The sequence below is a fragment of the Pseudomonas svalbardensis genome, from assembly GCF_030053115.1.
Lineage (GTDB): Bacteria > Pseudomonadota > Gammaproteobacteria > Pseudomonadales > Pseudomonadaceae > Aquipseudomonas > Aquipseudomonas svalbardensis.
The window spans coordinates 3,396,614-3,419,420 of sequence record NZ_CP125619.1 but is presented as its reverse complement, the minus strand read 5'-3'; the positions used below and the strand labels follow the sequence as shown (position 1 = coordinate 3,419,420).

Below are 22,807 nucleotides of genomic sequence, written 5' to 3'. Positions count from 1 at the left end.
ACGTGCTCTCTAAAATCAGGCCGCAGCGCGCAACGGGCGGGTCAGCGCCACACCGTCGGCATCGAATAAATGGCAGTGCTCGGCGTCCAGATGCAGGCTCAGCGACTCGCCATAACGGCTGGCCAGGTCGCCGCGAACGCGCATGGTCAAGGCTTCGCCGGACGAGGTCACCACGTGGCAGAAGGTGTCGCTGCCCAGGCGTTCGCTGACGTCGGCCGTGACCTGCAAAGTGCAGTCACCGGTTTGCGCGAGATTCAGATGCTCCGGGCGAATGCCCAGGGTCACCGCACCACCGACGCTCAGGTTGGCGCCGCTCAGCGGCAACGTGATGCGGGTGCCGGCGTCCAGCAGCACTTCGCAGCTCTGGCTCTCGACGCGGGTAACTTTGCCCTTGAGGAAGCCCATTTTCGGCGTGCCCAGGAACCCGGCGACAAACAGATTGGCCGGCTGGTGATACAGATCCAGGGGCGAGCCGACTTGTTCGACTTTGCCGCCATTGAGTACGACCACCTTGTCGGCCATGGTCATGGCTTCGACCTGATCGTGGGTCACGTAGATCATCGTGGCTTTGAGTTCTTTGTGCAGGCGCAACAGTTCCAGGCGCATCTGCACCCGCAGGGCGGCGTCGAGGTTGGACAGCGGCTCGTCGAACAGAAAGATTTTCGGATTGCGCACGATAGCCCGGCCGATGGCCACGCGCTGACGCTGACCGCCGGACAACTGTTTCGGTTTACGTTCGAGCATCGGCCCGAGTTCAAGGATGCGCGCCGCTTCGCCGACTTTCTTCTCGACTTCGGCTTTCGGTACGCTAGCCAGATCGAGGGCAAACGACATGTTTTTGCGCACGCTCATGTGCGGGTACAAGGCGTAGGTCTGGAACACCATCGCCAGGTCGCGCTTGGCCGGGCTGACTTCGGTGATGTCGCGGCCATCCAGTTCGATGGTGCCGCCACTGACTTCTTCCAGGCCGGCAATCAGGCGCAGCAACGTGGATTTGCCGCAGCCCGACGGGCCGACGAACACCACGAACTCACGGTCGTTCACTTCCAGGTCGATGCCTTTGATGATGGAAAAGCCTTCGAAGCCTTTTTGCAGATTCTTGATTGTCAGGTTGGCCATAATGATGGGCCTCCACTTGTTGTTATTCAGTTGAGCCGTGCGGGCTTTTTTTTGGGAGTGAGCCTGCTCGCGATAAGGCCGTGTCAGTCAACATCACTGTTGAATGACACTCCGCCATCGCGAGCAGGCTCGCTCCCACAGTGGATCGCGTTGAGTCGGCGATCTTCATTTCACGGCGCCGAACGACAGGCCGCGGACCAATTGTTTCTGGCTGATCCAGCCGAAGATCAGGATCGGCGCGCAGGCCAGCGTCGACACCGCCGACAACTTGGCCCAGAACAGACCTTCGGGGCTGGAGTACGAGGCGATCAATGCGGTCAGCGGCGCGGCTTTCGACGAAGTCAGGTTCAAGGACCAGAACGCCTCGTTCCAGCACAGGATCAGCGACAACAGCACCGTGGACGCCAGGCCGCCCTTGGCGATTGGCAGCAGCACCCGGACCATTTCCTGCCACAGCGTGGCACCGTCGAGGCGCGCGGCTTCGAGGATGTCCTTGGGGATGTCTTTGAAGTAGGTGTAAATCATCCAGACCACGATCGGCAGGTTGATCAGCGTGTAGATCACGATCAGCGCGATGCGCGTATCGAGCAGGCCGAAACTTTTGGCCAGCAGGTAGATCGGCATCAGCACGCCCACCGGCGGCAGCATCTTGGTGGAGAGCATCCACAGCAGTGTGCCTTTGGTGCGTTGGGTTTCGTAGAACGCCATCGAGTACGCCGCCGGCACCGCGATCAGCAGGCTAAGGGCCGTGGCGCTGAAGGAAATCACCACCGAGTTCCAGGCGAAGCTGAAGTAATCGCTGCGCTCGTTGATGTGCAGGTAATTCTCCAGCGTCGGGGTGAAGATGAACTGCGGCGGCGTGGCGAAGGCATCGATTTCGGTTTTGAAACTGGTCATCACCATCCAGAAGATCGGGAAGAAGATCAGGATCGCGATGGCCCAGGCCAGGGTGCCGAGCAGCAGGCTTTGCAGACGGCGGGATTGTTGAAGGGTCATGGCGCAGGCCTCAGGCTTTGTCTGTCAGGTTTTTGCCGATCATGCGCACCAGCACGATGGCCGCGATGTTGGCGATCACCACCGCGATCAAACCACCGGCGGACGCCATGCCGACGTCGAACTGCACCAGCGCCTGGTTGTAGATCAGGTAGGCGAGGTTGGTCGAGGCGTAGCCGGGGCCGCCGTTGGTGGTGGTGAAGATTTCGGCGAACACCGAGAGCAGGAAGATGGTTTCGATCATCACCACGACGGCAATCGGCCGTGCCAGGTGCGGCAAGGTCAGGTTCCAGAAAATCGCGATCGGCCCGGCACCGTCGAGGCGCGCGGCTTCTTTCTGCTCCTGGTCGAGGGACTGCATGGCGGTCATCAGGATCAGGATCGCGAACGGCAGCCATTGCCAGGACACAATGATGATGATCGACAGCAGCGGGTAATGCGCCAGCCAGTCCACCGGCTGCGCGCCGAACAGCTTCCAGACGTAGGCGAGAATCCCCGACACCGGATGGAAAATCAGGTTCTTCCAGATCAGCGCACCGACGGTGGGCATGATGAAAAACGGCGAGATCAGCATCACCCGCACGATGCCGCGACCGAGAAACTCACTGGCCTCCAGCAGCGCACTGATCAGCACCCCGAACACCACGCTGATCAGCAGCACGCTGCCGACCAGCAACAAGGTGTTGGTGGCGCCGGGCAGGAAACCCGAGTCGCTGAGGAAGTAGCTGAAGTTCTCCAGCCCGACGAACTGGTTCTCGCCGGGGTAGAGCAGGTTGTAGCGGATCAGCGAGAAGTAAACGGTCATGCCCAACGGCACGATCATCCACAGTAGCAACAACGCCACTGAGGGGCTGACCAGGAACCAGCCGGGGTTGGCCAACCGACTTTTACGCACCAGCTGGGGAATGTCCATGTGAGCTTTGGCAGTTGAAATATTCATGGCGATAGAACCGATAAGGAACAGACATATGAAGATCAACTGTGGGAGCGAGCCTGCTCGCGAAAGCGGTGTTCCAGTCGCCAGAGATGCATCGGATGTACCGACCTCTTCGCGAGCAGGCTCGCTCCCACATTGAAATGGCGGGTTACTTGGGGTAACCGGCGCGCTTCATTTCACGTTCGGTGGTTGACTGGGCAGCGGTCAGGGCCTGGTCGACCGTTGTCTGGCCGATCAGTGCGGCTGAGAACAATTTGCCGACCTGGGTGCCCACGGCCTGGAATTCAGGAATGGTCACCAACTGGATGCCGATATACGGCACGGGCTTGAGGGTCGGATTGCTCGGGTCCGCGGCTTTCAGCGATTCAAGGGTCACCTTGGCGAACGGCGCAGCCTTCATGTACTCGTCGCTATACGTCGAAGCGCGGGTACCTGGTGGTACGTTGGCAATGCCGTCTTTCTCGGCAACCAAAGCGCCATACTCCTTGGAAGTGGCCCAGGCGCTGAAGGTTTTCGCGGCGTCCTTGGCCTTGGAACTGGTCGGAATCGCCAGCGCCCAGGAATACAACCAGGCCGAGCCCTTGTTGGTGGTTTCGTGCGGTGCGTAGGTGAAGCCGACGTGGTCGCTGACCTTGCTTTGGGTCTTGTCGGTGACGAAGGAGCCGGCGACGCTGGCATCGACCCAGATCGCGCATTTGCCGCTGTTGAACAGCGCCAGGTTTTCATTGAAACCATTGCTCGACGCTCCCGGCGGGCCGGATTTCTTCATGGTGTCGACGTAAAAGTTCAGCGCATTTTTCCACTCGGGGCCGGTGAATTCCGGTTGCCACTTCTCATCGAACCAGCGCGCACCATAGGCATTGGCAACGGTGGTGATCAGCGCCATGTTCTCGCCCCAGCCGGCCTTGCCGCGCAGGCAGATGCCGTACTGTTCTTTATCCTTATGGGTGAGTTTGCTGGCGAATTCGCTGATCTGGGTCCAGGTCGGGTGTTCGGGCATGGTCAGCCCGGCATCCTTGAACAGATCGGTGCGGTAATAGGTGATGGAGCTTTCGGCGTAGAACGGCAACGCATACAGCGAACCCTTGACCGACAGGCCTTCACGCACCGACGGGAACACGTCGTCGAGGGCGTAGCTGGCTGGCAAGTCCTTCATCGGCTCCAGCCAACCCTTGGCACCCCAGAGTGCGGCTTCGTACATGCCGATGGTCAGCACATCGAACTGTCCGCCCTGAGTGGCGATGTCAGTGGTCAGGCGTTGGCGCAAGACATTTTCTTCCAGCACCACCCAATTGAGCTTGATGTCCGGATGCTCGGTCTCGAAGATTTTCGAGAGTTTTTGCATGCGGATCATGTCGCTGTTGTTGACGGTGGCGATGGTCAGGGTCTGGGCGCCGAGGCTGACGCTGCTAAGGGTCATGCAGGTGAGGGCAAGCAGAGCTTTTACAGAAGGTTGCATCGTGCACTCCTTTTCTGCACCCGGCGGGTTACAGAAGGACAGTTATTGTTTTTGTGTCTTCCTGCGGAGGGAAGAATGTGCACTGATTACAGCCTTCTATTGATGACGTGACAAATCATCCATCGCACTTGAATCGATACTATTTTGCACTGGTGTTTGGAGGGAGATGTGCAGGGGACGGCTTTTCAGCGGTTAGGCTCTGTGGAATCCGTATAGGTTTTCAGGCGTTTAACCCAGGTTCTGCTCAGTCAGCCGCTGCACGGCCAATCGCCGGTAATGCGACGGCGTCATGCCCTTGAGCTGCTGAAAACGCCGATTGAAGTTGGAAATATTGTTGAAGCCCGACTCGAAACACACATCGGTTACCGGTTTGTTGCCATCGGCCAGCAGCTCGCAGGATTTGCTGATGCGCAGTCGATTGACGAATTCGATGAAACAGCGGCCAGTGGCTTGCTTGAACACTCGACTGAAATAAGTCGGCTTCATGCCAAGGTGCTCGGCGACTTCCTCCAGCGGCAGGTCCCGGGCGTAATGCGCGAAGATGTAATCCACCGCCCGATTGGTGCGATCGATGTTGTGCTCGTCGGCCAATTGCGGCGTCGTGGCCCCGGATAGCAGCTGATAGTCATCAGAGGCCGCCAGCAACTCCAGCAGAATGAAAAAGTGCCCGAGGCGTGTCACGCCTTTGCTGTCGGCGATGCGCTGCATCAAAGTCATGGCCTGGCGAATGGTGCGCTTGCAGCGAAACTCGATGCCGTACTGGGCGCGCTCCAACAGCGGCGCCAGCGTTTTGAGCTCGGCAAACACCAAGTGACCGCTGTCGAATAACTCATCCGTGAAGTTGACCAGCATGTCGCGCTTGGGCACCACTTCGTCTTCGGCCACCTGGCTGATCCAGTTGTGGGGCAGGTTGGGGCCGGTGAGGAATAGCGATTCTGGATAGAAGTTACCGATGTAGTCACCGATGAACACTTTGCCGGAGCTGGCGACGATCAGGTGCAGTTCGTATTCCTTGTGAAAATGCCAACGCACCAACGGGCAAGGAAAACCGTGCTGGCGGTAGATGATGGACAACCCGTTGTGGTCGTCCATCAGTTCGTAGGAGGGGTCTGTCACGCGGGCGGTTCGGGTCATGTCAGGGCGCTTTTCTTGTTATCGCTATCCGATCATGCCTCTTTTGGCGCCCGCTGTGCCAGCGTGCCACGACTTTCGCTTAGGCCGACTTGTGCAACCTGTCTCCGTAAACCGCTTTCATGCTGGTGGCGCTCCAGCAGTAGCGGACAATATCCGCCTCGTCAAAGAAATCGGTGCTGATGATGCTGCACCGGGTGACCCAGTCGCGGGTGGTGTGGAACCAGTCGTTGATTTGGTTTTTGATGTGCTGCGGGCCCCCCAGCAGCGAATAGCACGTCGCCGGCAAAGACCAGAGAAATCTATCGTAAGGCGCCCCCACAAGGGTGGTCTGGATATGCGATTGCAGATCGCTGGTGTCGGTGAATACCTTGCCGTTCCACTTGTGAGGTATCTGCGGCCAGAAATACTCACGGTCCAGCCCGGGCTTCGCCTGCGCTGCCATGACAATGCGGCGCTGTGAGCTGGCGCGCTTGAGTTGTTCCACGGTACTGAATGCATCCAAGGAGCGGATAAGGCGCGAACCCAGGCGGCGCATCAGAAAATCATTGAGTTGTTGGTAGTCGAAAGGCTTCGCTGCATCCCCTAACTGGTGGAAGTCGAGGACGATGAATTCGTCCGGGTTTCGGTCGAGGAATGACGTCACCGCATCGATCAGTTCATCAAGAATGCGGTGGGACTGATAGCCGCTGTGATGGAAGTAGAACACCGGTACTACCGGGCCGGCGGTACAGCCAAGCCGGATGTCGAACGCCCGTGCGCCGTTGGCCAGTTGCCAGGCAAATGAGTCGTTTTGGCACGTTGTCCAGTTGCCGACCACCACCTCATAGTTCGGCGCTTTTTTGTCCATGCCGGCGTTGTGCGTGCCGGGCCAGACAATATCGGTCAGCTTCAACTGGCCGATATCCAGTACGTTGCTCATCCATTTCTGTTTGTCGAGTGTGGTTGCTGTATTGCGGGTCATGACAGTTCCTTGTCGTTGATTCGCCCCATCCATGGGGAGAAGAAGTTCATGTGTCGGATGTGGCTGGGTGCCACATCCGTATCACTCGCCTGAAACAAAAGGCTTTCATGACCCAGCATAGAAGTGCGTGGCAGTATTGCCAGCGTCGGAAACACTTACACAAGAATAGCTATTTGATGGCGCGAAAATTGTTAATTTCGCTTGCTCGCTTTCGTCAGGTTTACAGTTCGGCAATAAGAGACAATGTTGGACTCTTCAATAAAATCGACATTGATGATGTTGCACTTTGACGCCCAGTCGCTGGCCTTCGGGTGGAACCAGAAATTAAGCTCATCATGAATATCCACGGGGCCGCCAAGAGCGCTGTAACTGGTGGCGGAAAGCGACCACGGTGCCTCTGTGCCTGGCGGGTTTCTCATCACATTCATAATGTGCACCGCCAAATCAGTGGCACTGGCGATACCGCTGCCAGACCATTTGTGCTCGATCTGCTCGTGAAATACGTTTCGATCAAGAGCACTGTGCCAAGGGGCGGCGACTAAAATTCTTTGTATAGAGCTGATTTGTTTGAGCTGATGCAGGCTCAGAGACAGGTTTTTGGTGGGGATTATGCGATTGCCAAGATACTGTTTCACCATGCTATTGAAGTTAGTGAAATCAAACCTATCACCCTGCAGTTGATGGAAGTCTAGAATAATGAATTCATTCGGGCTCTCCTTAAGAAATTGTTCCACGTCGGTCACAAGATTCTTCAAGGTGCGAGAGTTGCGGTGGCCGTTGTGATGAATGCCGAACTTGTCGAGTCCTTTTGCGCTATCGTCCTGCAATAAACGGATGTCGAGAGCCCGAGAGCCGTGACACAGCTGGCTGTAGAACGATTCATGCTGACATGCCACCCAATGGGCGGGAGGGCCGAAAAACGGCCAGGACGCTTTCCAGTCGCTGCCTGCGTTGTGTGTTCCCGGCAGTGTCAATTCACAGAGTGACAATGTATCAATTGCCGGCGTGGCTAGCATCCAGTTTTTATGCGTACTTTTGTTCTGAACAAAGTTATCCATTTAATGCATCCTTGCATTGTTTTTAAAAAGAGAAGTTGGTTGTGTCTAACTTAACTAGCGAAGCTTAAGCTCGGCAGATGTTTATAGGGTGTGGAGTTGGTGTGGTCAACAAGGGTGGTGATGCAAAATATTTATTATTAGTGTGAGCTCTATAGCGGATTTCGATTCTTCGCTTCAATCCATTGCGCCATGTATTGCGTACTTTTATGGTGGTGATGACGCAACATGCTTCCCGTAAAGTTATCGCTTCTAAGTTGTGCCAAGTGTTGTTGGCAATACAACAACTTTTCGATCAGCGCCGGGCCATGTTCGGACTGTCGATAACGACCGGCCAGCAAGGTCGTCCCTTGGGATTGGGCGTTCGTCCACAGAGCCTCGTCCTTGTACAGTTGAACCGCGCAATCGGCGAACGCCTGTGCTGTTCGGGTCACGGCACCCGGCCAAGGATGTTCGCCATGCATCGCTTCTGCGCCGATTGGCGTTGTGATCGTGGGCGTGCCACACAACATGGCGTCGACAATTTTGCCTTTGATTCCGGCACCGAAGCGTAAGGGGGCCAGGCAAATCCGTGCGCCAGACATGACTTTTAATGCATCTTCCGCCCAGTTCATTACATGAAAACCCTGGCCGGGGTTGTGCAACGCAGTCGCTTTGGGCGGTGTGTAAGCACCGTAAATGTGCAATTGAGCCGTTGGCAGTTGTTGGCGGATCAGCGGCCAGATAGTGGTTTTCATCCAGAGCACCGCATCCCAGTTAGGGGCATGACGGAAGTTGCCGATGCTGAGAAAGTGCGCGCGGTCTTCAAAAGAAGCCGGTGGCACGCTCGGTAGATCGACCATCAGCGGGCACCAGTGCAGCAGTTGGCGCGGCAGCTTGAATTGCTCGACCAGCAACTCGATCTCTACTTCTGAAATCATCAGATTCAAGTCGCAACGATAAATCGCTGCGATCTCCCGTTTGGCCAGATCGGTCTCGGCCATGAGCTCAAACTCTTCACGTAACGCCGGCGCGAACAGTTCATTGAAGTCATTGGCGTCGTCACTGGCCTTCAAACGCTCCTTGAGGCGTTGATGGCGGGCATCTCGCAGGCTTTGCAGGTCGGAGGTCTCAAGCACGCGCAAGGCATCGGGGCAGTGTTTTTCAACTCGCCAGCCGAACTGTTCTTCCATCATGAACCGATCGAACAGGACAATGTCCGGGGCCAGTTCGCTGATGAACGTGTCGAAACTGCTGTTGTTCAATTCGATCGGGACTTCGCGAATGCCCAAGACCGTCAGGTCTGCCCGGTGTTCACCGGTGCCGGCCGGGCTACTGAAAGTAATGTCCCAGCCTTGCTGCAAGAAGGTCTCGAGAATTTGCATCATGTGCCCGCCGGCCGCCGAAGAGCGGGGCTCGGGCCAGACGTAACCAATGACCAGGACTTTGGTTGCGCGGGGCTGGGTCATCGGTATTCCTTGAGACGGGTCATCGGGTAGGGCGCAATTAAACCACAGCAAGCGTGGCATTGAACTGAACGCTCCGGCGTCAGGCAAGAAAATGAATGACCGAGAACAGTCAAGGAAACACGACAACCCCACAGAGCAAAAGGGTTGAGATTGTCGTGTCGTGATTTACTGACCCGGGGTGGCGGGTAGCGTTCTGCAAAATGCCTGATCGGCGGGTGGCGGCTGATTCGGATATGTTTGCGGAAGCACCTTGACCATCGTCGTTTCGACAACGCCGTCCGCATACTCAGTTTCGATGAACTGGGCGCTCCAACCCTCCTCGGGAGCACGGAGAGTCGCCTGGACGTCCATTGCGACCGGCAATGGTTTTGCGGTGTAGCGCACGCCGCAGTTGTACCGAAAGTCCCGGGCCTTCGGGTTGAGCGCTGTCCACTGAGTCGTCCTGATCGGCATTTCGGACAAGGTCAGGTGCAACTTGGTCAATGTGGCGTCCAGGCGCTGTTCCTGTGCCTTTAACCTCGGTGCGGTATTGCCAGTCTGCCGCCGCTTGATATAAGGAATCAGGTTCGCTTCAACAAACGCCCGAACATCGTGGGCGGCATTGGGAATGACCCGAAGTGTATTGTCACCCGGCAGGTCCGGAAAATACTCGCGTGAAGCATCCGGGATGAAGAAGTCATCGCCACTGGCGTTGACGACATATTTCGGGATCTTCAAGCGGTCGGTGTAACCGGACAGATTCCTATAGGTCATCGGATCTTCGACCTGCATCAGCTTCTTGAACGGCTCGGTCTTGCGTTGGGCAATCACGCCTTGCAAGTAGTAGTCGATGTACGCCAGTGGCCAGTTACCGCCGTAGGCCAGAAACGTCTGGTCGAACACTTTGTCCGTGTTCAAGACGTCGATGACAAACGGCACGATGCTATCGACGCGTGAGTCCGCAAGGGCGGACAGCCATACCGCCCAACCGCGTTTCGACGCACCGGTGGCAAGAAAACTCACCACCTGGCCTCGCTGCGTTTCCTTTTGCGCCAGGTCCATGGCTTTGACCAGCGCTTCCATCATCGGCACATGCAGCGACATAAAGGGCTGTTGTTCCGGGGCCTGCATGAAGAGTTTCCAGCTGTGGGCAACGCTGCCATCTTCTGTGCGCGGCACGCCGTCATCGCTGTAGGTCAAATACTGGTTAGGGACATTGCTGACAGCCACTACGATCAAACCGGTTTGCCGGGCAATGTTGAGCAGCGTTTGCTGCGAAAAGTTGTTGGGTGCTCCCGGAGACTCACCGGGCAAAGGCTTGTTGACGCCGTCGTTGGCGACCAGCACGGCACGCGTACCCTTGACGTTATCGGGAATGTACAGGTCGACTCCATGGGTCCAGTCTGCCGGTGCGACTTGACCGCCCTGGCCCCAGGTCTGTGACGTCAGTTCGAAGCGCCGGATGTTGACGCCGGGCTGTTGCTCTTGTCCCTTACTGATGTAGCGCAGCGGTTGCGTCGCTTCGGCTTTGCGATAGCAGCTCAATACTTCGCTGAACGCCTGTCCGCTCTGTTCAAAGCAGTGCTGGGGATTGTCGGAAGAGGCTGACTGGCAACCATATCCGGCGATGAGCATCAGCAATGATCCGCTGATTTTCAAATGACGTGCGTAGCGTTCGGTTCGACTCGGCATGGACTCGGTTCCTTATGAGTGGGATCACCGGTCCAATCAAACGCCAGGCGGGCGGCCTTTTCTACTGTCAAGCTTGACAGGTCAGAGCCCAAAAACGCCGAAAAATGCAGCCTTACGTCGGTTTATGCAGAAAAGTGGTGGGGCCAAGATGCCCAGTCAACTGTCTCAGGTCAGCATGCCTTTGACCTTGTCGCGCAACTGATCAATGGAAAACGGTTTACCAATCACGTGCATACCTTCGGGCACATCAATACTTTCGGCATAACCGCTAGCAAACAGGATGGGCAGCTCGGGGCGCAGCATCCGGGCCTGGGTGGCCAGTTCACGGCCGTCCATCACCGGCAAACCAACGTCTGTCATCATCAAATCGATGTACTGATCTTCGTCGTTGAGAAACTCCAGCGCCTGTTCGCTGCCATCGGCCTCGAGCACCTTGAACTCGAGTTCCTCCAGCACATCGACAATCAGCATGCGCACGATGGCGTCGTCTTCGACTACAAGGATGATGGACGCGGTGGCGGACATAGTGGGTTCTCAGAGGTTGAATTCGCGGTTGTCGGTCGATCGAAATCGCCGGGTTCTTGCTTGAGTAAGTGAGGCAACCCGACAAGTTCCCGCGCGGTAGAAAAAAGAATAGCCGCACAAGTGCTGGCAAGGATAACCGCTCCTTTGCGCTAGAGCAGTGGAATGTAGGATTTTGCGCGAAAAGGTGTCAGAAAATTGGATCAAACCGGGGCTTTTGGGGCAAACTCCTTGGTTTTCAACAGTTCGACAAGGTTTCCCCCCCATGACATCCGCGTCTTCGGTTGATGAGCAACGATTCCGTAAACTCCTGAGCCGCAACGTCAGCCTGCCGTTGGGTGTCGGCGTGCTCAGTGCAGTGTTCTTTGTTTCGCTGATCACTTACCTGCTGTCGGTGACCCAGTGGGTCGAGCACACCGACCGGGTGATCAATAACGCCAATGAATCGGTCAAGCTGACCGTCGATCTGGAAACCGGTATGCGCGGCTTCCTGCTCACTGGCGACGAACACTTCCTTGAACCCTACGAAACGGCCAAGCCACGAATCGCTGTCGCCCTCAATACCTTGCTCGAACTGACCGCGGACAACCCGGTGCAGACCGACCGTCTGAACCGGCTCCAGGCCTTGCAGAATGAGTGGGCCACTTACGCGCAGGCACTCATTGAATTGCAGCGATCCAGCGGCGATTACCGCAGCGTGGTCAAGGCCGGGCGCGGCAAGCGGCTGACCGATGAGATCCGCAAGCAATTCGAAGACGTGATCGACATGGAGCAGCAGTTACGCACCACGCGCAACGAGGAAGTGCGCCGCACCACGATCTGGAGCATCAGCCTTTACCTGTTGTTCATCGCCGGGATCAGCGCATTGCTGGCCTACATTGGCCGTCGGGACTTGCTCAACCTTTCACAAAGTTACAGCGCCAACCTCGCCGCGCAACAGGCCAGCGCCCAGCGTCTGGAACAGCAGGCCTGGCTGCGCAATGGCCAGACCGAACTGGCCGAACAAGTGTTGGGGCAACTGTCGCTTAATCTGCTGGGCCGCAACATTCTGCAGTTCTGCGCGCAGTACCTGGGCACGGCCGTGGCGGCTATTTATGTTCGTGAAGAGCACGGTGGACTCAAGCGCATTGCCTCTTACGGTTTCTCCCGCGAGCAGGAAGCGCGCGAACAGCAGATTTACAGCGATGAAGGCATTGTCGGCCAGGTAGCGAACCAGGCTCGCTTGATTCGTCTCGATGACGTACCGAGCGATTACTTCAAGGTCAGCTCCGGCCTGGGCGAAGGTCTGCCGCACAGCGTGCTGGTCGTGCCGACCAATGACGACGATCGGGTCAACGGTGTGATCGAACTGGGCTTCCTGCGCCCGCTGACGGACCGTGACGTCGAATTGCTTGAACTGATTGCTGGCAACATCGGCACGTCCATCGAGGCCGCTCGCTATCGCCAGCGCTTGCAGGAAGTGCTGGCCGAAACCCAGCAGCTCAATGAAGAACTGCAAGTCCAGCAGGAAGAACTCAAGACCGCCAACGAAGAGCTGGAAGAGCAGTCGCGGATTCTCAAGGAGTCCCAGGCGCATCTGGAGACCCAGCAAGTCGAGCTTGAACAAACGAATGAGCAGCTCGCCGAGCAGGCGGGGATACTGGCGTCTCAGCGCGACGCCATGGACCTGAAGAACAGCGAGCTCAATCAGGCCCAGACCCAGCTCGAAGAACGCGCCGAAGAGTTGCAGCGCTCGAGCAAGTACAAGTCTGAATTCCTCGCCAACATGTCCCATGAGTTGCGCACACCGCTGAACAGCTCGTTGATCCTGGCCAAGTTGCTGGCGGAAAACCCCCAGGAAAACCTCAGCGCCGAGCAGGTCAAGTTCGCCGAGTCGATCTACTCCGCCGGCAATGATTTGCTCAACTTGATCAACGACATTCTCGACATTTCCAAGGTCGAGGCCGGCAAGCTTGAGATGCGACCGGAGAACACCAGTGTCGCGCGGCTGGTGGATGGCTTGCGCGGGATGTTCCAGCCCTTGGCGACCGACAAGAAACTGGATTTCCAGGTCGAGGTGCAGGCCGGTGCGCCGATGATGATCTTTACCGACCGCCAACGTCTGGAGCAGGTCATCAAGAACCTGCTGTCCAACGCGGTGAAATTCACCGAAAGAGGCACGGTCAGCCTGACGGTTGCCAGCCAGCCAGGCGACGGTATCGCCTTTATCATTCGCGATTCGGGGATTGGCATTGCCGCGGATCAGCAGGACAGCATTTTCGAAGCTTTCCGCCAGGCCGATGGCACCACCAATCGACGTTACGGCGGCACCGGCCTGGGCTTGTCGATTTCCCGTGACCTGGCCGCCTTGCTCGGTGGTTCCATCAGTGTCACCAGCGAGCCGGGGCAGGGCAGTGTGTTTACACTGGTTTTGCCGCAGCAATACGTTGAACCGGGCGAGGATCCTGTCGAGCCGATGAGAGCCACGCCGGTTGCCTTTACACCGAGAGTGACGCCCGCCGCGCTGGTGCCGTTGATTGCCGAAGTCGATATCCCGCGTTTCGACGACGATCGCACCAAGGCGCCATTCGCCACTCGTTGCATTCTGGTGGTGGAAGACGAGCCGAACTTCGCCAATATCCTTTACGACCTGGCGCATGAGCTGGGTTATCAGTGCCTGGTGGCGCACGGCGCGGACGAGGGTTACGACCTGGCGAGGGAATTCATCCCGGACGCCATTCTGCTGGACATGCGCTTGCCGGATCATTCCGGGTTGACCGTGCTGCAACGCCTGAAGGAACACGCTGAAACCCGGCACATTCCGGTGCATGTGATTTCCGTGGAAGACCGGGTCGAAGCCGCGATGCACATGGGCGCCATTGGTTACGCGGTCAAGCCGACCACCCGCGAGGAGCTCAAGGACGTGTTTGCCCGCCTTGAGGCCAAGCTGACCCAGAAAGTCAAACGCGTCCTGCTGGTCGAAGACGATGATCTGCAGCGCGATAGCATTGCCCGGCTGATCGGCGACGAAGACATCGAGATCACTGCTGTTGGCCTGGCACAGGATGCCCTGGACCATCTGCGCACGACGATTTTCGACTGCATGATCATCGACCTGAAGCTACCGGACATGCTCGGCAACGACTTGCTCAAGCGCATGTCCACGGAAGATATCTGCTCGTTCCCGCCGGTGATCGTCTACACCGGGCGCAACCTGACGCGGGACGAAGAGGCCGACCTGCGCAAGTATTCGCGCTCGATCATCATCAAGGGCGCGCGCTCGCCAGAGCGTTTGCTGGATGAGGTCACACTCTTTCTGCACAAAGTCGAATCCAGGTTGTCCCATGAACGCCAGAGGATGCTCAAGACCGCGCGCAGTCGCGACAAGGTTTTCGAGGGTCGCAAGGTGCTGCTGGTGGACGACGATGTACGCAATATCTTCGCCCTCACCAGTGCTCTGGAGCAAAAGGGTGCAGTCGTGGTCATTGGCCGTAACGGTCGTGAAGCGATTGAAAGACTGAATGAAGTCGAGGACATCGATCTGGTGCTGATGGACGTGATGATGCCAGAGATGGATGGCTACGAAGCCACCATCGAGATCCGCAAGGACCCGCGCTGGCGCAAGCTGCCGATCATTGCGGTGACGGCCAAGGCCATGAAGGACGATCAGGAGCGCTGCTTGCAAGCGGGCTCCAATGATTACCTGGCTAAGCCCATCGACCTGGATCGCCTGTTCTCGCTGATTCGCGTGTGGTTACCGAAGATGGAACGCATTTAGTGGAAAGCTTTTAGTGGAAAAGAATACCGAAATCGAATTGCGCTTGTTGATCGAGGCGATCTATCTCAAATACAGCTATGACTTTCGCGACTACTCCGGCGCTTCGATCAAGCGTCGGGTCAATCACGCGTTGAGCCAGTTCGAGTGCACGACCATTTCAGCGTTGCAGGAAAAGGTCCTGCACGACCCGACGGCGTTCATGCAGTTGTTGCAACTGCTGACGATCCCGGTCAGTGAAATGTTCCGTGACCCTTCGCATTTCCTGGCGATCCGCAAGGAAGTGGTGCCGTTGCTCAAGACTTACCCCTCGATCAAGATCTGGATCGCCGGTTGCAGCACGGGTGAAGAGGTCTATTCGATGGCCATTCTGCTGCGCGAAGAAGGCTTGCTCGATCGCACCATCATCTACGCCACCGACATCAATCCGCGCTCGCTGGATAAAGCCAAGCAAGGGATTTTCTCCATGGAGAATGTCCGCGCCTACACTCATAACTACCAGCAGGCAGGTGGCCAGCGTTCGTTCGCCGACTACTACACGGCGGCCTACGGTTACGCCATTTTCGACAAGACGCTGTGTGAGAACGTGACCTTCGCCGATCACAGCCTGGCGACTGACAGTGTCTTTTCAGAAACTCAATTAATTTCGTGTCGTAATGTTTTGATTTACTTCAATAAAAAGCTTCAGGATCGTGCGTTCGGTTTGTTCCATGAATCCCTTTGCCATCGAGGATTTTTGGTGCTGGGTAGTAAGGAAACCCTGGATTTTTCAGCCTACGGCAACCAGTTCGAACCGTTGGTCAAACAAGAACGGATTTACCGCAAATCATGAACAGTGCAGCGAATCTGCCTTCTATAGAGGCTGTCGTGATCGGCGCCTCGGCCGGCGGTGTAGAGGCACTGCTGAATATCCTCAGCCCCCTGCGAAAAGGCTTCACGCTGCCGATCATTGTGGTTCTTCACCTCCCTGACGAACGTCGCAGCCAGCTGGCCGAGGTGTTCGCCCGGCGAGTCTCCATGCCTGTACTGGAAGCCTGCGACAAGACGCTGGTGAAAGCTGGAACGCTCTATTTCGCGTCTCCGGGTTATCACTTGTCGGTGGAGCAGGACCGCAGTTTTTCCTTGAGTCTGGAAGCCCGTGTGCATTATTCGCGACCGGCCATCGATTACCTGTTCGAGTCGGCCGCCGATGCTTACGGCTCAGCCCTGGCCGCGGTGTTGTTGACTGGTGCCAACCGCGATGGCGCCAGCGGACTGGCCCAGGTCAAATACCGTGGCGGCATGACCATCGTCCAGGACCCGGACGAAGCTCAGGTTGCAACCATGCCCCAAGCTGCACTGGATATGCACCAGCCAGACCACATCCTCCCTATACGCGGCATCGGCCGTCTGCTTGTCGAGCTGGAACGAATCGCATGCTAAGTACTATCCAAGCCAAACTGCTGATCGTCGACGATCTGCCGGAGAACCTGTTGGCGCTCGAAGCGCTGATCAGACGCGAAGACCGTATCGTCTACAAAGCCTTGTCCGCCGATGAAGCCTTGTCGCTGTTGCTGCAACACGAATTCGCCATGGCCATTCTCGACGTGCAGATGCCCGGCATGAACGGCTTCGAGCTGGCCGAGCTGATGCGCGGCACGGAAAAGACCAAGAACATCCCGATCGTGTTCGTCAGTGCGGCCGGTCGTGAGCTGAACTACGCGTTCAAGGGCTACGAAAGCGGCGCCGTGGATTTCCTCTACAAGCCGCTGGATATCCACGCGGTCAAGAGCAAGGTCAACGTGTTCGTCGAACTGTTTCGCCAAAGCAAGGCGATGAAACAGCAGGTCGAGGAGCTGGAGCAAAGCCGCCGTGAGCAGGAAGCGCTGCTCAAGCAGTTACAGAGTACTCAGCTGGAACTGGAGCAAGCGGTGCGCATGCGCGATGACTTCATGTCCATCGTCGCCCATGAAGTCCGCACGCCGCTCAATGGCCTGATCCTCGAAACCCAGTTGCGCAAGATGCACCTTGCCCGGGATAACGCTGCGGCGTTTACCCTGGACAAGATGCACGCGATGGTCGATCGCGACGAGCGGCAGATCAAAAGCCTGATCCGCTTGATCGAAGACATGCTCGATGTGTCGCGCATTCGCACCGGCAAGTTGTCGATCCGACCGACGCGCTTCGATCTGTCGGCGCTGGTTCGCGGCTTGCTGCAGAACTTCGCACCGCAGATCGATGCTGCCGAGTCCTCGGTCACCCTGGAGGCCGAGCAACCGGTGGTGGGCAGCTGGGACGAATTTCGCATTGAACAGGTGATTTCCAACCTGCTGACCAATGCTTTGCGCTACGGCGCCAAGAGTCCGATCACCGTTAAGGTGTACAGTGAGGGCGGTCAGGCTCGGGTGGAAGTGCGCGATCTCGGGATCGGCATCGGCGAAGAGAATCAGAAGCGTATTTTCCAGCAATTCGAACGCGTCACGGCCAAACACGCTGTCGCGGGGTTGGGCCTGGGCTTATTTATTTCCGAGCAGATTGTGGCCGCCCATGGCGGTTCCATTACCGTCGAAAGCCGGATTGGCGAAGGCGCCTTGTTTCGCGTTTGTCTGCCGCAGTAGGAAAACAGCCAGATAAACGCAACCTCTGATCGACCCCACGGTCGTATCAGCAGCTATTGACCGAACAAAGGCTTCCCATGAGTGAAGATGCACAAGACGTCGTATTGATCGTCGAAGATGACCCCTCGATTTTGATGGTGCTGTCGGCCTATCTGTCGGGTGAGGGCTACCGGGTATTGCAGGCCGAAAACGGCGAGCAGGCCTTCGAGATTCTGTCGAGCAAACCACACCTGGACATGATGATCACCGACTTCCGCCTGCCGGGCGGAATCTCTGGCGTGCAGATTGCTGAACCTGCCGTGAAGCTGCGACCGGAACTCAAGGTGATTTTTATCAGCGGTTATCCGCAGGAGATCCGCGAGACGGACAGCCCGATCACCCGTAAAGCACCGATCCTGGCCAAGCCGTTCGATCTGGATGTACTGCAGGAGCTTATGCAGGAAATGCTCTCGTAAGCACCTTCAGACGCGGATCATCTCCCGCACCTTCGCCGTCAATAGGTCGAAGGTGAACGGCTTGGTGATCATCTGCATGCCAGGATCAAGGAAACCACCACGCACTGCCGCATGCTCGGCGTAGCCTGTGATGAACAAAACCTTCAGATCCGGCCGGTATTGCCGACCGATTTCCGCCAGTTGCCGTCCATTCATGCCGGGCAACCCAACGTCGCTGATCAACAAATCGATACGCTGCCTGGAGTCGAGAATCGGCACCGCGCTGTCGGCATTACCAGCCTCGACGAAGGCATAGCCCAGGTCACTCAACACCGTACTGATCAACACCCGTACCGCCGGATCGTCCTCGACGATCAGCACCGTTTCGCCATTCTGTGCGAACGGAGCGTGCTGGACGTCCACCGGGCTGTCCTGAGGCACGTCACCGCCGAATCGCGGGAGAAACAGGCTCACCGTGGTGCCTTCGCCCACTTCACTGTGAATGGCGACGTGGCCACGCGATTGTTTGCTGAAACCATAAATCATCGACAGCCCGAGGCCTGTGCCCTGACCGATGGGCTTGGTGGTAAAGAACGGATCAAAGGCTCGGTTGATGGTGCTTTGCGGCATGCCACACCCAGTGTCTGTGACGCTCAGCACCACGTAATCACCCGGTGGAAGGTTGCTTTGGGCTTCGGTGGAGCCAATGTCCAAATGCTGGTTACTGGTTTTCACCACCAGCTTGCCGCCGTCGGGCATTGCATCCCGAGCATTGAGCACCAGATTGAGCAGGGCGCTTTCCAACTGGTTGGGATCGGCTTCGGCCACCCAGAGTTGCTCGTTCAGCTGCATGTCCAGCTGAATGGTTTCGTTGATGCTGCGCTGAAGCAGCTCGCCCATGGACACCACCAGGGTGTTCATCTCCACGGGTTTGGAGTCCAGCGACTGACGCCGGGAGAATGCCAGCAGACGGTGGGTCAGGCCTGTCGCGCGGTTGGCTGACGTCACACCCAGGTCGATAAGACTGTCCAGATCGTCGGTGCGCCCACGGGCCACACGTCGGCGCAGCAGCTCCAGGCTGCCGATGATGCCGGTCAGCATGTTGTTAAAGTCGTGGGCAATGCCGCCGGTGAGCTGGCCGACCGCTTCCATCTTCTGCGATTGGCGCAGGGCTTCCTCATTGTGTCGCAGCTGGGCGGTGCGTTCCTCGACCTGCTGTTCGAGGGTTTCGAGGGTGTTTTGCAACCGCAGTTCGCTTTGACTCAGATCGATCAGCCGGTCCCTGGCGTCGTACTGTCGTCGACGGCCGCGCAACGCGGTGGTCACCAGACTGATTAACGTCACGGGATGAAAAGGACGCTCAAGAAAGGTCACGTTCCCCAGCTGTGGGCCGTAGCGCGACGCCGGGTTTTGCTCCGGGCCGCCATGGTGGGTCATCAATACAATCGGAAGGTCGGACCAGGCAGGCTGTTGTTCGATCAGACCGAACAGCGGTTCAAGATTACCGCCCAACAAGGCCTCGGAAGAGATCAACAGCAATCCTGCCCCTTGCACCAGCTCGCTGCATAACGCCACAAGGTCCCGAGTAATCACCCCGTCGTAACCCGCTTCATTGAGCATCATCAGCGCAATCTGGCTGTCGCGACCCAGCGGCGCGAGAATGATCGCGCGCTCGGACATCGCTTCCCGGGCAATCACGGGCTTTGTTCCTCAAGCAAAGGATTGCTGGCACCCAGATAGGTCGGGACACCCCGCAATACCCCCTGAAATGCATCCAGCGGTTCACCAATGGTCATGCCCTGAGCGCTGATTCGGTATTCCCGAATGGTTGACTCATGACTGCCCGTGCGTTTCTTGATGATCGAGATCGCCCGGCGAACCTTGCCTAATGCCTCGAAGTAGCGCAGCAGGATGACCGTGTCGGCCAGATAGGTGATGTCCACGGGGGCCTGCATGTCACCGACCAGTCCATGCTGGGCGACGGTCATGTAGGTCGCGGCACCCTGGCGATTGAGGTACAGCAGCAACTCGTGCATGTGCAGTACCAGCGCGTTTTCCTCGGGCATCGCCGCCTGATAGCCATTGATGCTGTCGATCACCACGGTCTTGATACTGCCCTCATCGACGCAGCGACGAACCCGGTAGGAAAACTCTCCTGGGGACAACTCAGCCGCGTCCACTTGCTCGATCAGCAGGTTGCCAGTGTCTTGTAGCGCCTTGAGGTCGATGCCGATGTTCTTCATGCGTTCGAACAGCAACCCGAGCTCTTCATCGAAAATAAACAGTGCGGCTTTTTCGCCTCGGGCCACGGCGGCGGCGGCGAAGATCATCGAGATCAGCGATTTGCCAGTACCGGCCGGACCAAGGATCAGCGTGCTGGAACCGGTCTCGATCCCGCCGCCGAGCAGGGCGTCCATGGCCTTGATGCCGCTGGACAATTGCTGGCGGACATAGCGACCGCGGTGCTCGGCGGCCACCAGGCGCGGAAAAACATGCACGCCATCGCCCATGATGGTGAAGTCGTGAAACCCGCCTCGGTACTTCTGGCCACGGTATTTCACCACACGGATCCGCCGACGCTCGGCGCCATAGTTGGGGGTCAGTTCCTCAAGGCGAATGACGCCGTGGGCCACACTGTGCACGGTTTTGTCGAGGGATTCGGTGGTCAGGTCGTCCAGCAACACCACCGTGGCGTCATAGCGCACGAAGTAATGTTTGATCGCGAGGATCTGGCGACGGTAGCGCAATGAGCTTTGGGCCAGCAGGCGGATCTCGGAAAGACTGTCGAGCACCACACGAGTCGGTTTGACCCGTTCGACCACTTCGAAAATCTGCTTGGTGGCTTCGCCCAGTTCAAGGTCCGAGGAATACAACAAGCTCTGCTGATGCTCGGCATTGAGCAGGCTTTCCGGGGGCGTCAGCTCGAAGATGTGTATGTTCTCATCCAATTCCCAGCCGTGGGACAACGCACCCTGTCGCAGCTCCCGCTCGGTTTCCGACAGCGTGATGTACAACGAGCGTTCGCCGGCACGAGCACCGGCCAACAGGAAATGCAAAGCGACGGTGGTTTTGCCGGTACCGGGTTCACCCTCCAGTAAAAACACATGCCCGCGGGACAAACCGCCGGCCAGGATGTCATCCAGACCTTCGATGCCGGTGGCGGCTTTTGCACTGATCAACTCGTTTGATGTAGACAAAAAATACCCTCTCATGACTAGGGGAAGCGAGGCAGCAGGCCGTAAGTGCCTGAATGGACTGCCTGTTCTCTTGACCCTTGGCCGAGACGACGAGTTCAACGAAATTTTTGCTGTTGTTAAAGCCCTTGCTGCAAGGCAGGGTCGTCGGGATTGAGTTGTTCAAGTTGCGCCAGCAGAATCTGCACGTTCTGTAGCTGGCCGCTTTCTTTCCAGTAGTTGATCAACAATACCCGGGCTCTCCGGTCGGCCGGGTGCCGCTGGACGATCTCCTGCAACTGTTTCTGCGCCGCTTCCAGCTCCTGTTCATCGTGAAGTGTGGTGGCCAGGTCGTAGCGGTAATCCTTGTTGTCCGGCTCCAGCTCCACGGCTTTGGAAAGGCCGAGCAGGGCGAATTCACTTTGCCCGTGATGCAACAGCCAGAGCCCCAGGGCATGTTGCAGGTAGGCTGAATCGGGCTGAGCCTTCAGCTGCTTGGCCAACAGTTGCCGGGCAGCATCGTTTTGGCCCAGGCGATCCAGCACGTCGATTTGCATCACCAGCGCGGGCAGGTTGCCGGGCGCAAGATGCAAGGTGTTCTCCAGCGCCCGCTGCGCCTCTTTCAATTCGGCATTGTGCAGATGCAGCCGAGCCAGTTGATATTGGTTGTCGGCGCTTTCCGGTTGACTCTTCAGGTCCTGTTCCCAGGCATCGATGGCTTGCTCCAACGGCCCGAAGTACAAACCGAGATCGTCCGGCGATAGCCCCAGCAAGGCGTTTACGGCGGCATAGCGGACGCGCTGTTCGCCGTCATCGAGTAACGGGGCCAGCAGCAGGCTGCGCTGACCGCTGGGCACCAGACCGCTGATGCTTTTGATCGCTGCAATGCGCACGTCTGGTGATTCATGCTGCAAGTCCGAATCCGCCAGTTTCAGGGCCACGGAGCTGGGGTAGTTGGGCAGTTCGGCATGCAACCAGACGCGGCGTTTGACCGATATATCAGGGCGGCCCAATTGCTGGTAGAGGACCCGCGCTGCGCCCGGTTGGCCTGCGCGCGCCTGATTCAGCGCCTCGCTGTAGCCACGCTTGATCGCCTCCGGCACAGCGGGGGTCGTGCTGCGCAGGGAAAACCAGGCAACGCCGATGGCAAACAGGACGCAGAGGCTGATGAGCAGGTAGCGGCGGGACTGGGGCATGCAGGAATCCGGGAGCTGGCAAGCTGTTGCAAAGGTGCCAGCTTCGGTCAGGCAAGGCTGTGAGTCAAACACAGACTCAGTTGAATACGTGGGTCAGTCGATTCAAGGCAGTCTGGCTTTTCAATGATTTTGCCTACAGGTTGCGTCGACATTGAAACCCTTCGAGGCGCCTTGGCAGTGACTACGCTTGCTGGAGATGACTCGATGAGCGCTCCCATGCAACCGCTGCTTCAGTACTTCAACGCGATATTCAACCCCGGACCCGGAGTGGCGTTGTTCGCCCTGCAACATAGAATCTCCCACAGGGATATGCGTTGAATTCGGGATCGGCAAAAAAAAGCCCCGCGACCGAAT

General features: G+C 57.5%; 18 protein-coding genes. 5 read left to right on the top strand and 13 right to left on the bottom strand.

All coding sequences use genetic code 11. The features are described from left to right. Positions 1-15 precede the first annotated feature (15 nt). From QFX16_RS15665 to QFX16_RS15620, 10 genes are all read right to left on the bottom strand, one after another. Positions 16-1,119 carry an ABC transporter ATP-binding protein gene (locus tag QFX16_RS15665; protein ID WP_283180390.1) on the bottom strand — a complete coding sequence of 368 codons (1,104 nt, stop codon included), beginning with the start codon at positions 1,117-1,119 and terminating at the stop codon, positions 16-18. A gap of 165 nt (positions 1,120-1,284) precedes the next feature. Beyond that, positions 1,285-2,115 (bottom strand): carbohydrate ABC transporter permease, encoded by an 831-nt coding sequence (locus QFX16_RS15660; RefSeq protein WP_283180389.1) that lies wholly within the window; start codon positions 2,113-2,115, stop codon positions 1,285-1,287. Positions 2,116-2,125: 10 nt separating this feature from the next. Then, positions 2,126-3,052: a carbohydrate ABC transporter permease gene (locus QFX16_RS15655; protein ID WP_439900084.1), complete on the bottom strand. Its 927-nt coding sequence runs from the start codon at positions 3,050-3,052 to the stop codon at positions 2,126-2,128. A gap of 145 nt (positions 3,053-3,197) precedes the next feature. After that, complete coding sequence (locus QFX16_RS15650) at positions 3,198-4,508, bottom strand: ABC transporter substrate-binding protein (RefSeq protein WP_283180388.1); 1,311 nt, start codon at positions 4,506-4,508, stop codon at positions 3,198-3,200. A 228-nt stretch (positions 4,509-4,736) separates the two neighbouring features. Then, on the bottom strand, positions 4,737-5,642 hold the full coding sequence (locus QFX16_RS15645) for an AraC family transcriptional regulator (RefSeq protein ID WP_283180387.1): 906 nt from the start codon (positions 5,640-5,642) through the stop codon (positions 4,737-4,739). Between the two features lie 79 nt (positions 5,643-5,721). Beyond that, positions 5,722-6,603 carry a phosphatidylinositol-specific phospholipase C domain-containing protein gene (locus tag QFX16_RS15640; RefSeq protein ID WP_283180386.1) on the bottom strand — a complete coding sequence of 294 codons (882 nt, stop codon included), beginning with the start codon at positions 6,601-6,603 and terminating at the stop codon, positions 5,722-5,724. 191 nt (positions 6,604-6,794) lie between these two features. After that, positions 6,795-7,661, bottom strand: a complete 867-nt coding sequence (locus QFX16_RS15635; RefSeq protein ID WP_283180385.1) for a phosphatidylinositol-specific phospholipase C domain-containing protein — start codon at positions 7,659-7,661, stop codon at positions 6,795-6,797. Positions 7,662-7,810: 149 nt separating this feature from the next. Next, the gene (locus tag QFX16_RS15630) at positions 7,811-9,106 is read right to left on the bottom strand and encodes a glycosyltransferase (RefSeq protein WP_283180384.1); all 1,296 of its coding nucleotides are present in this window, start codon (positions 9,104-9,106) and stop codon (positions 7,811-7,813) included. Between the two features lie 165 nt (positions 9,107-9,271). Then, entirely contained in the window at positions 9,272-10,777 is a 1,506-nt protein-coding gene (locus QFX16_RS15625; protein WP_283180383.1) for a PhoPQ-activated protein PqaA family protein, read from the bottom strand. Between the two features lie 165 nt (positions 10,778-10,942). Beyond that, entirely contained in the window at positions 10,943-11,302 is a 360-nt protein-coding gene (locus tag QFX16_RS15620; RefSeq protein ID WP_201181448.1) for a response regulator, read from the bottom strand. Positions 11,303-11,564: 262 nt separating this feature from the next. Between QFX16_RS15620 and QFX16_RS15615 the strand changes: the two genes are divergently transcribed. The 5 genes from QFX16_RS15615 (at position 11,565) to QFX16_RS15595 (ending at position 18,105) form a co-directional block, all read left to right on the top strand. Continuing rightward, complete coding sequence (locus tag QFX16_RS15615) at positions 11,565-15,056, top strand: response regulator (protein ID WP_283180382.1); 3,492 nt, start codon at positions 11,565-11,567, stop codon at positions 15,054-15,056. Between the two features lie 13 nt (positions 15,057-15,069). Next, positions 15,070-15,885: a CheR family methyltransferase gene (locus tag QFX16_RS15610; protein ID WP_008146953.1), complete on the top strand. Its 816-nt coding sequence runs from the start codon at positions 15,070-15,072 to the stop codon at positions 15,883-15,885. Continuing rightward, entirely contained in the window at positions 15,882-16,475 is a 594-nt protein-coding gene (locus tag QFX16_RS15605) for a chemotaxis protein CheB (RefSeq protein ID WP_283180381.1), read from the top strand. The genes QFX16_RS15610 and QFX16_RS15605 overlap by 4 nt, the downstream gene beginning before the upstream one ends. Further along, positions 16,469-17,650 carry a hybrid sensor histidine kinase/response regulator gene (locus tag QFX16_RS15600; protein WP_283180380.1) on the top strand — a complete coding sequence of 394 codons (1,182 nt, stop codon included), beginning with the start codon at positions 16,469-16,471 and terminating at the stop codon, positions 17,648-17,650. Before QFX16_RS15605 ends, QFX16_RS15600 begins: the two co-directional genes overlap by 7 nt. Positions 17,651-17,727: 77 nt before the next feature. Beyond that, positions 17,728-18,105, top strand: coding sequence for a response regulator (locus QFX16_RS15595; RefSeq protein ID WP_008146959.1), 378 nt, complete (start codon positions 17,728-17,730; stop codon positions 18,103-18,105). 6 nt (positions 18,106-18,111) lie between these two features. On the opposite strand, the gene QFX16_RS15590 is transcribed toward QFX16_RS15595, so the two are convergent. The 3 genes from QFX16_RS15590 to QFX16_RS15580 all read right to left on the bottom strand — a co-directional run bounded on the left by QFX16_RS15590 (position 18,112) and on the right by QFX16_RS15580 (position 22,453). After that, positions 18,112-19,764, bottom strand: a complete 1,653-nt coding sequence (locus QFX16_RS15590) for an ATP-binding protein (protein WP_439900132.1) — start codon at positions 19,762-19,764, stop codon at positions 18,112-18,114. Between the two features lie 14 nt (positions 19,765-19,778). Further along, positions 19,779-21,281: an ATPase domain-containing protein gene (locus QFX16_RS15585; RefSeq protein ID WP_283180378.1), complete on the bottom strand. Its 1,503-nt coding sequence runs from the start codon at positions 21,279-21,281 to the stop codon at positions 19,779-19,781. Positions 21,282-21,397: 116 nt separating this feature from the next. Continuing rightward, on the bottom strand, positions 21,398-22,453 hold the full coding sequence (locus QFX16_RS15580) for a tetratricopeptide repeat protein (RefSeq protein ID WP_283180377.1): 1,056 nt from the start codon (positions 22,451-22,453) through the stop codon (positions 21,398-21,400). Positions 22,454-22,807: the final 354 nt, after the last annotated feature.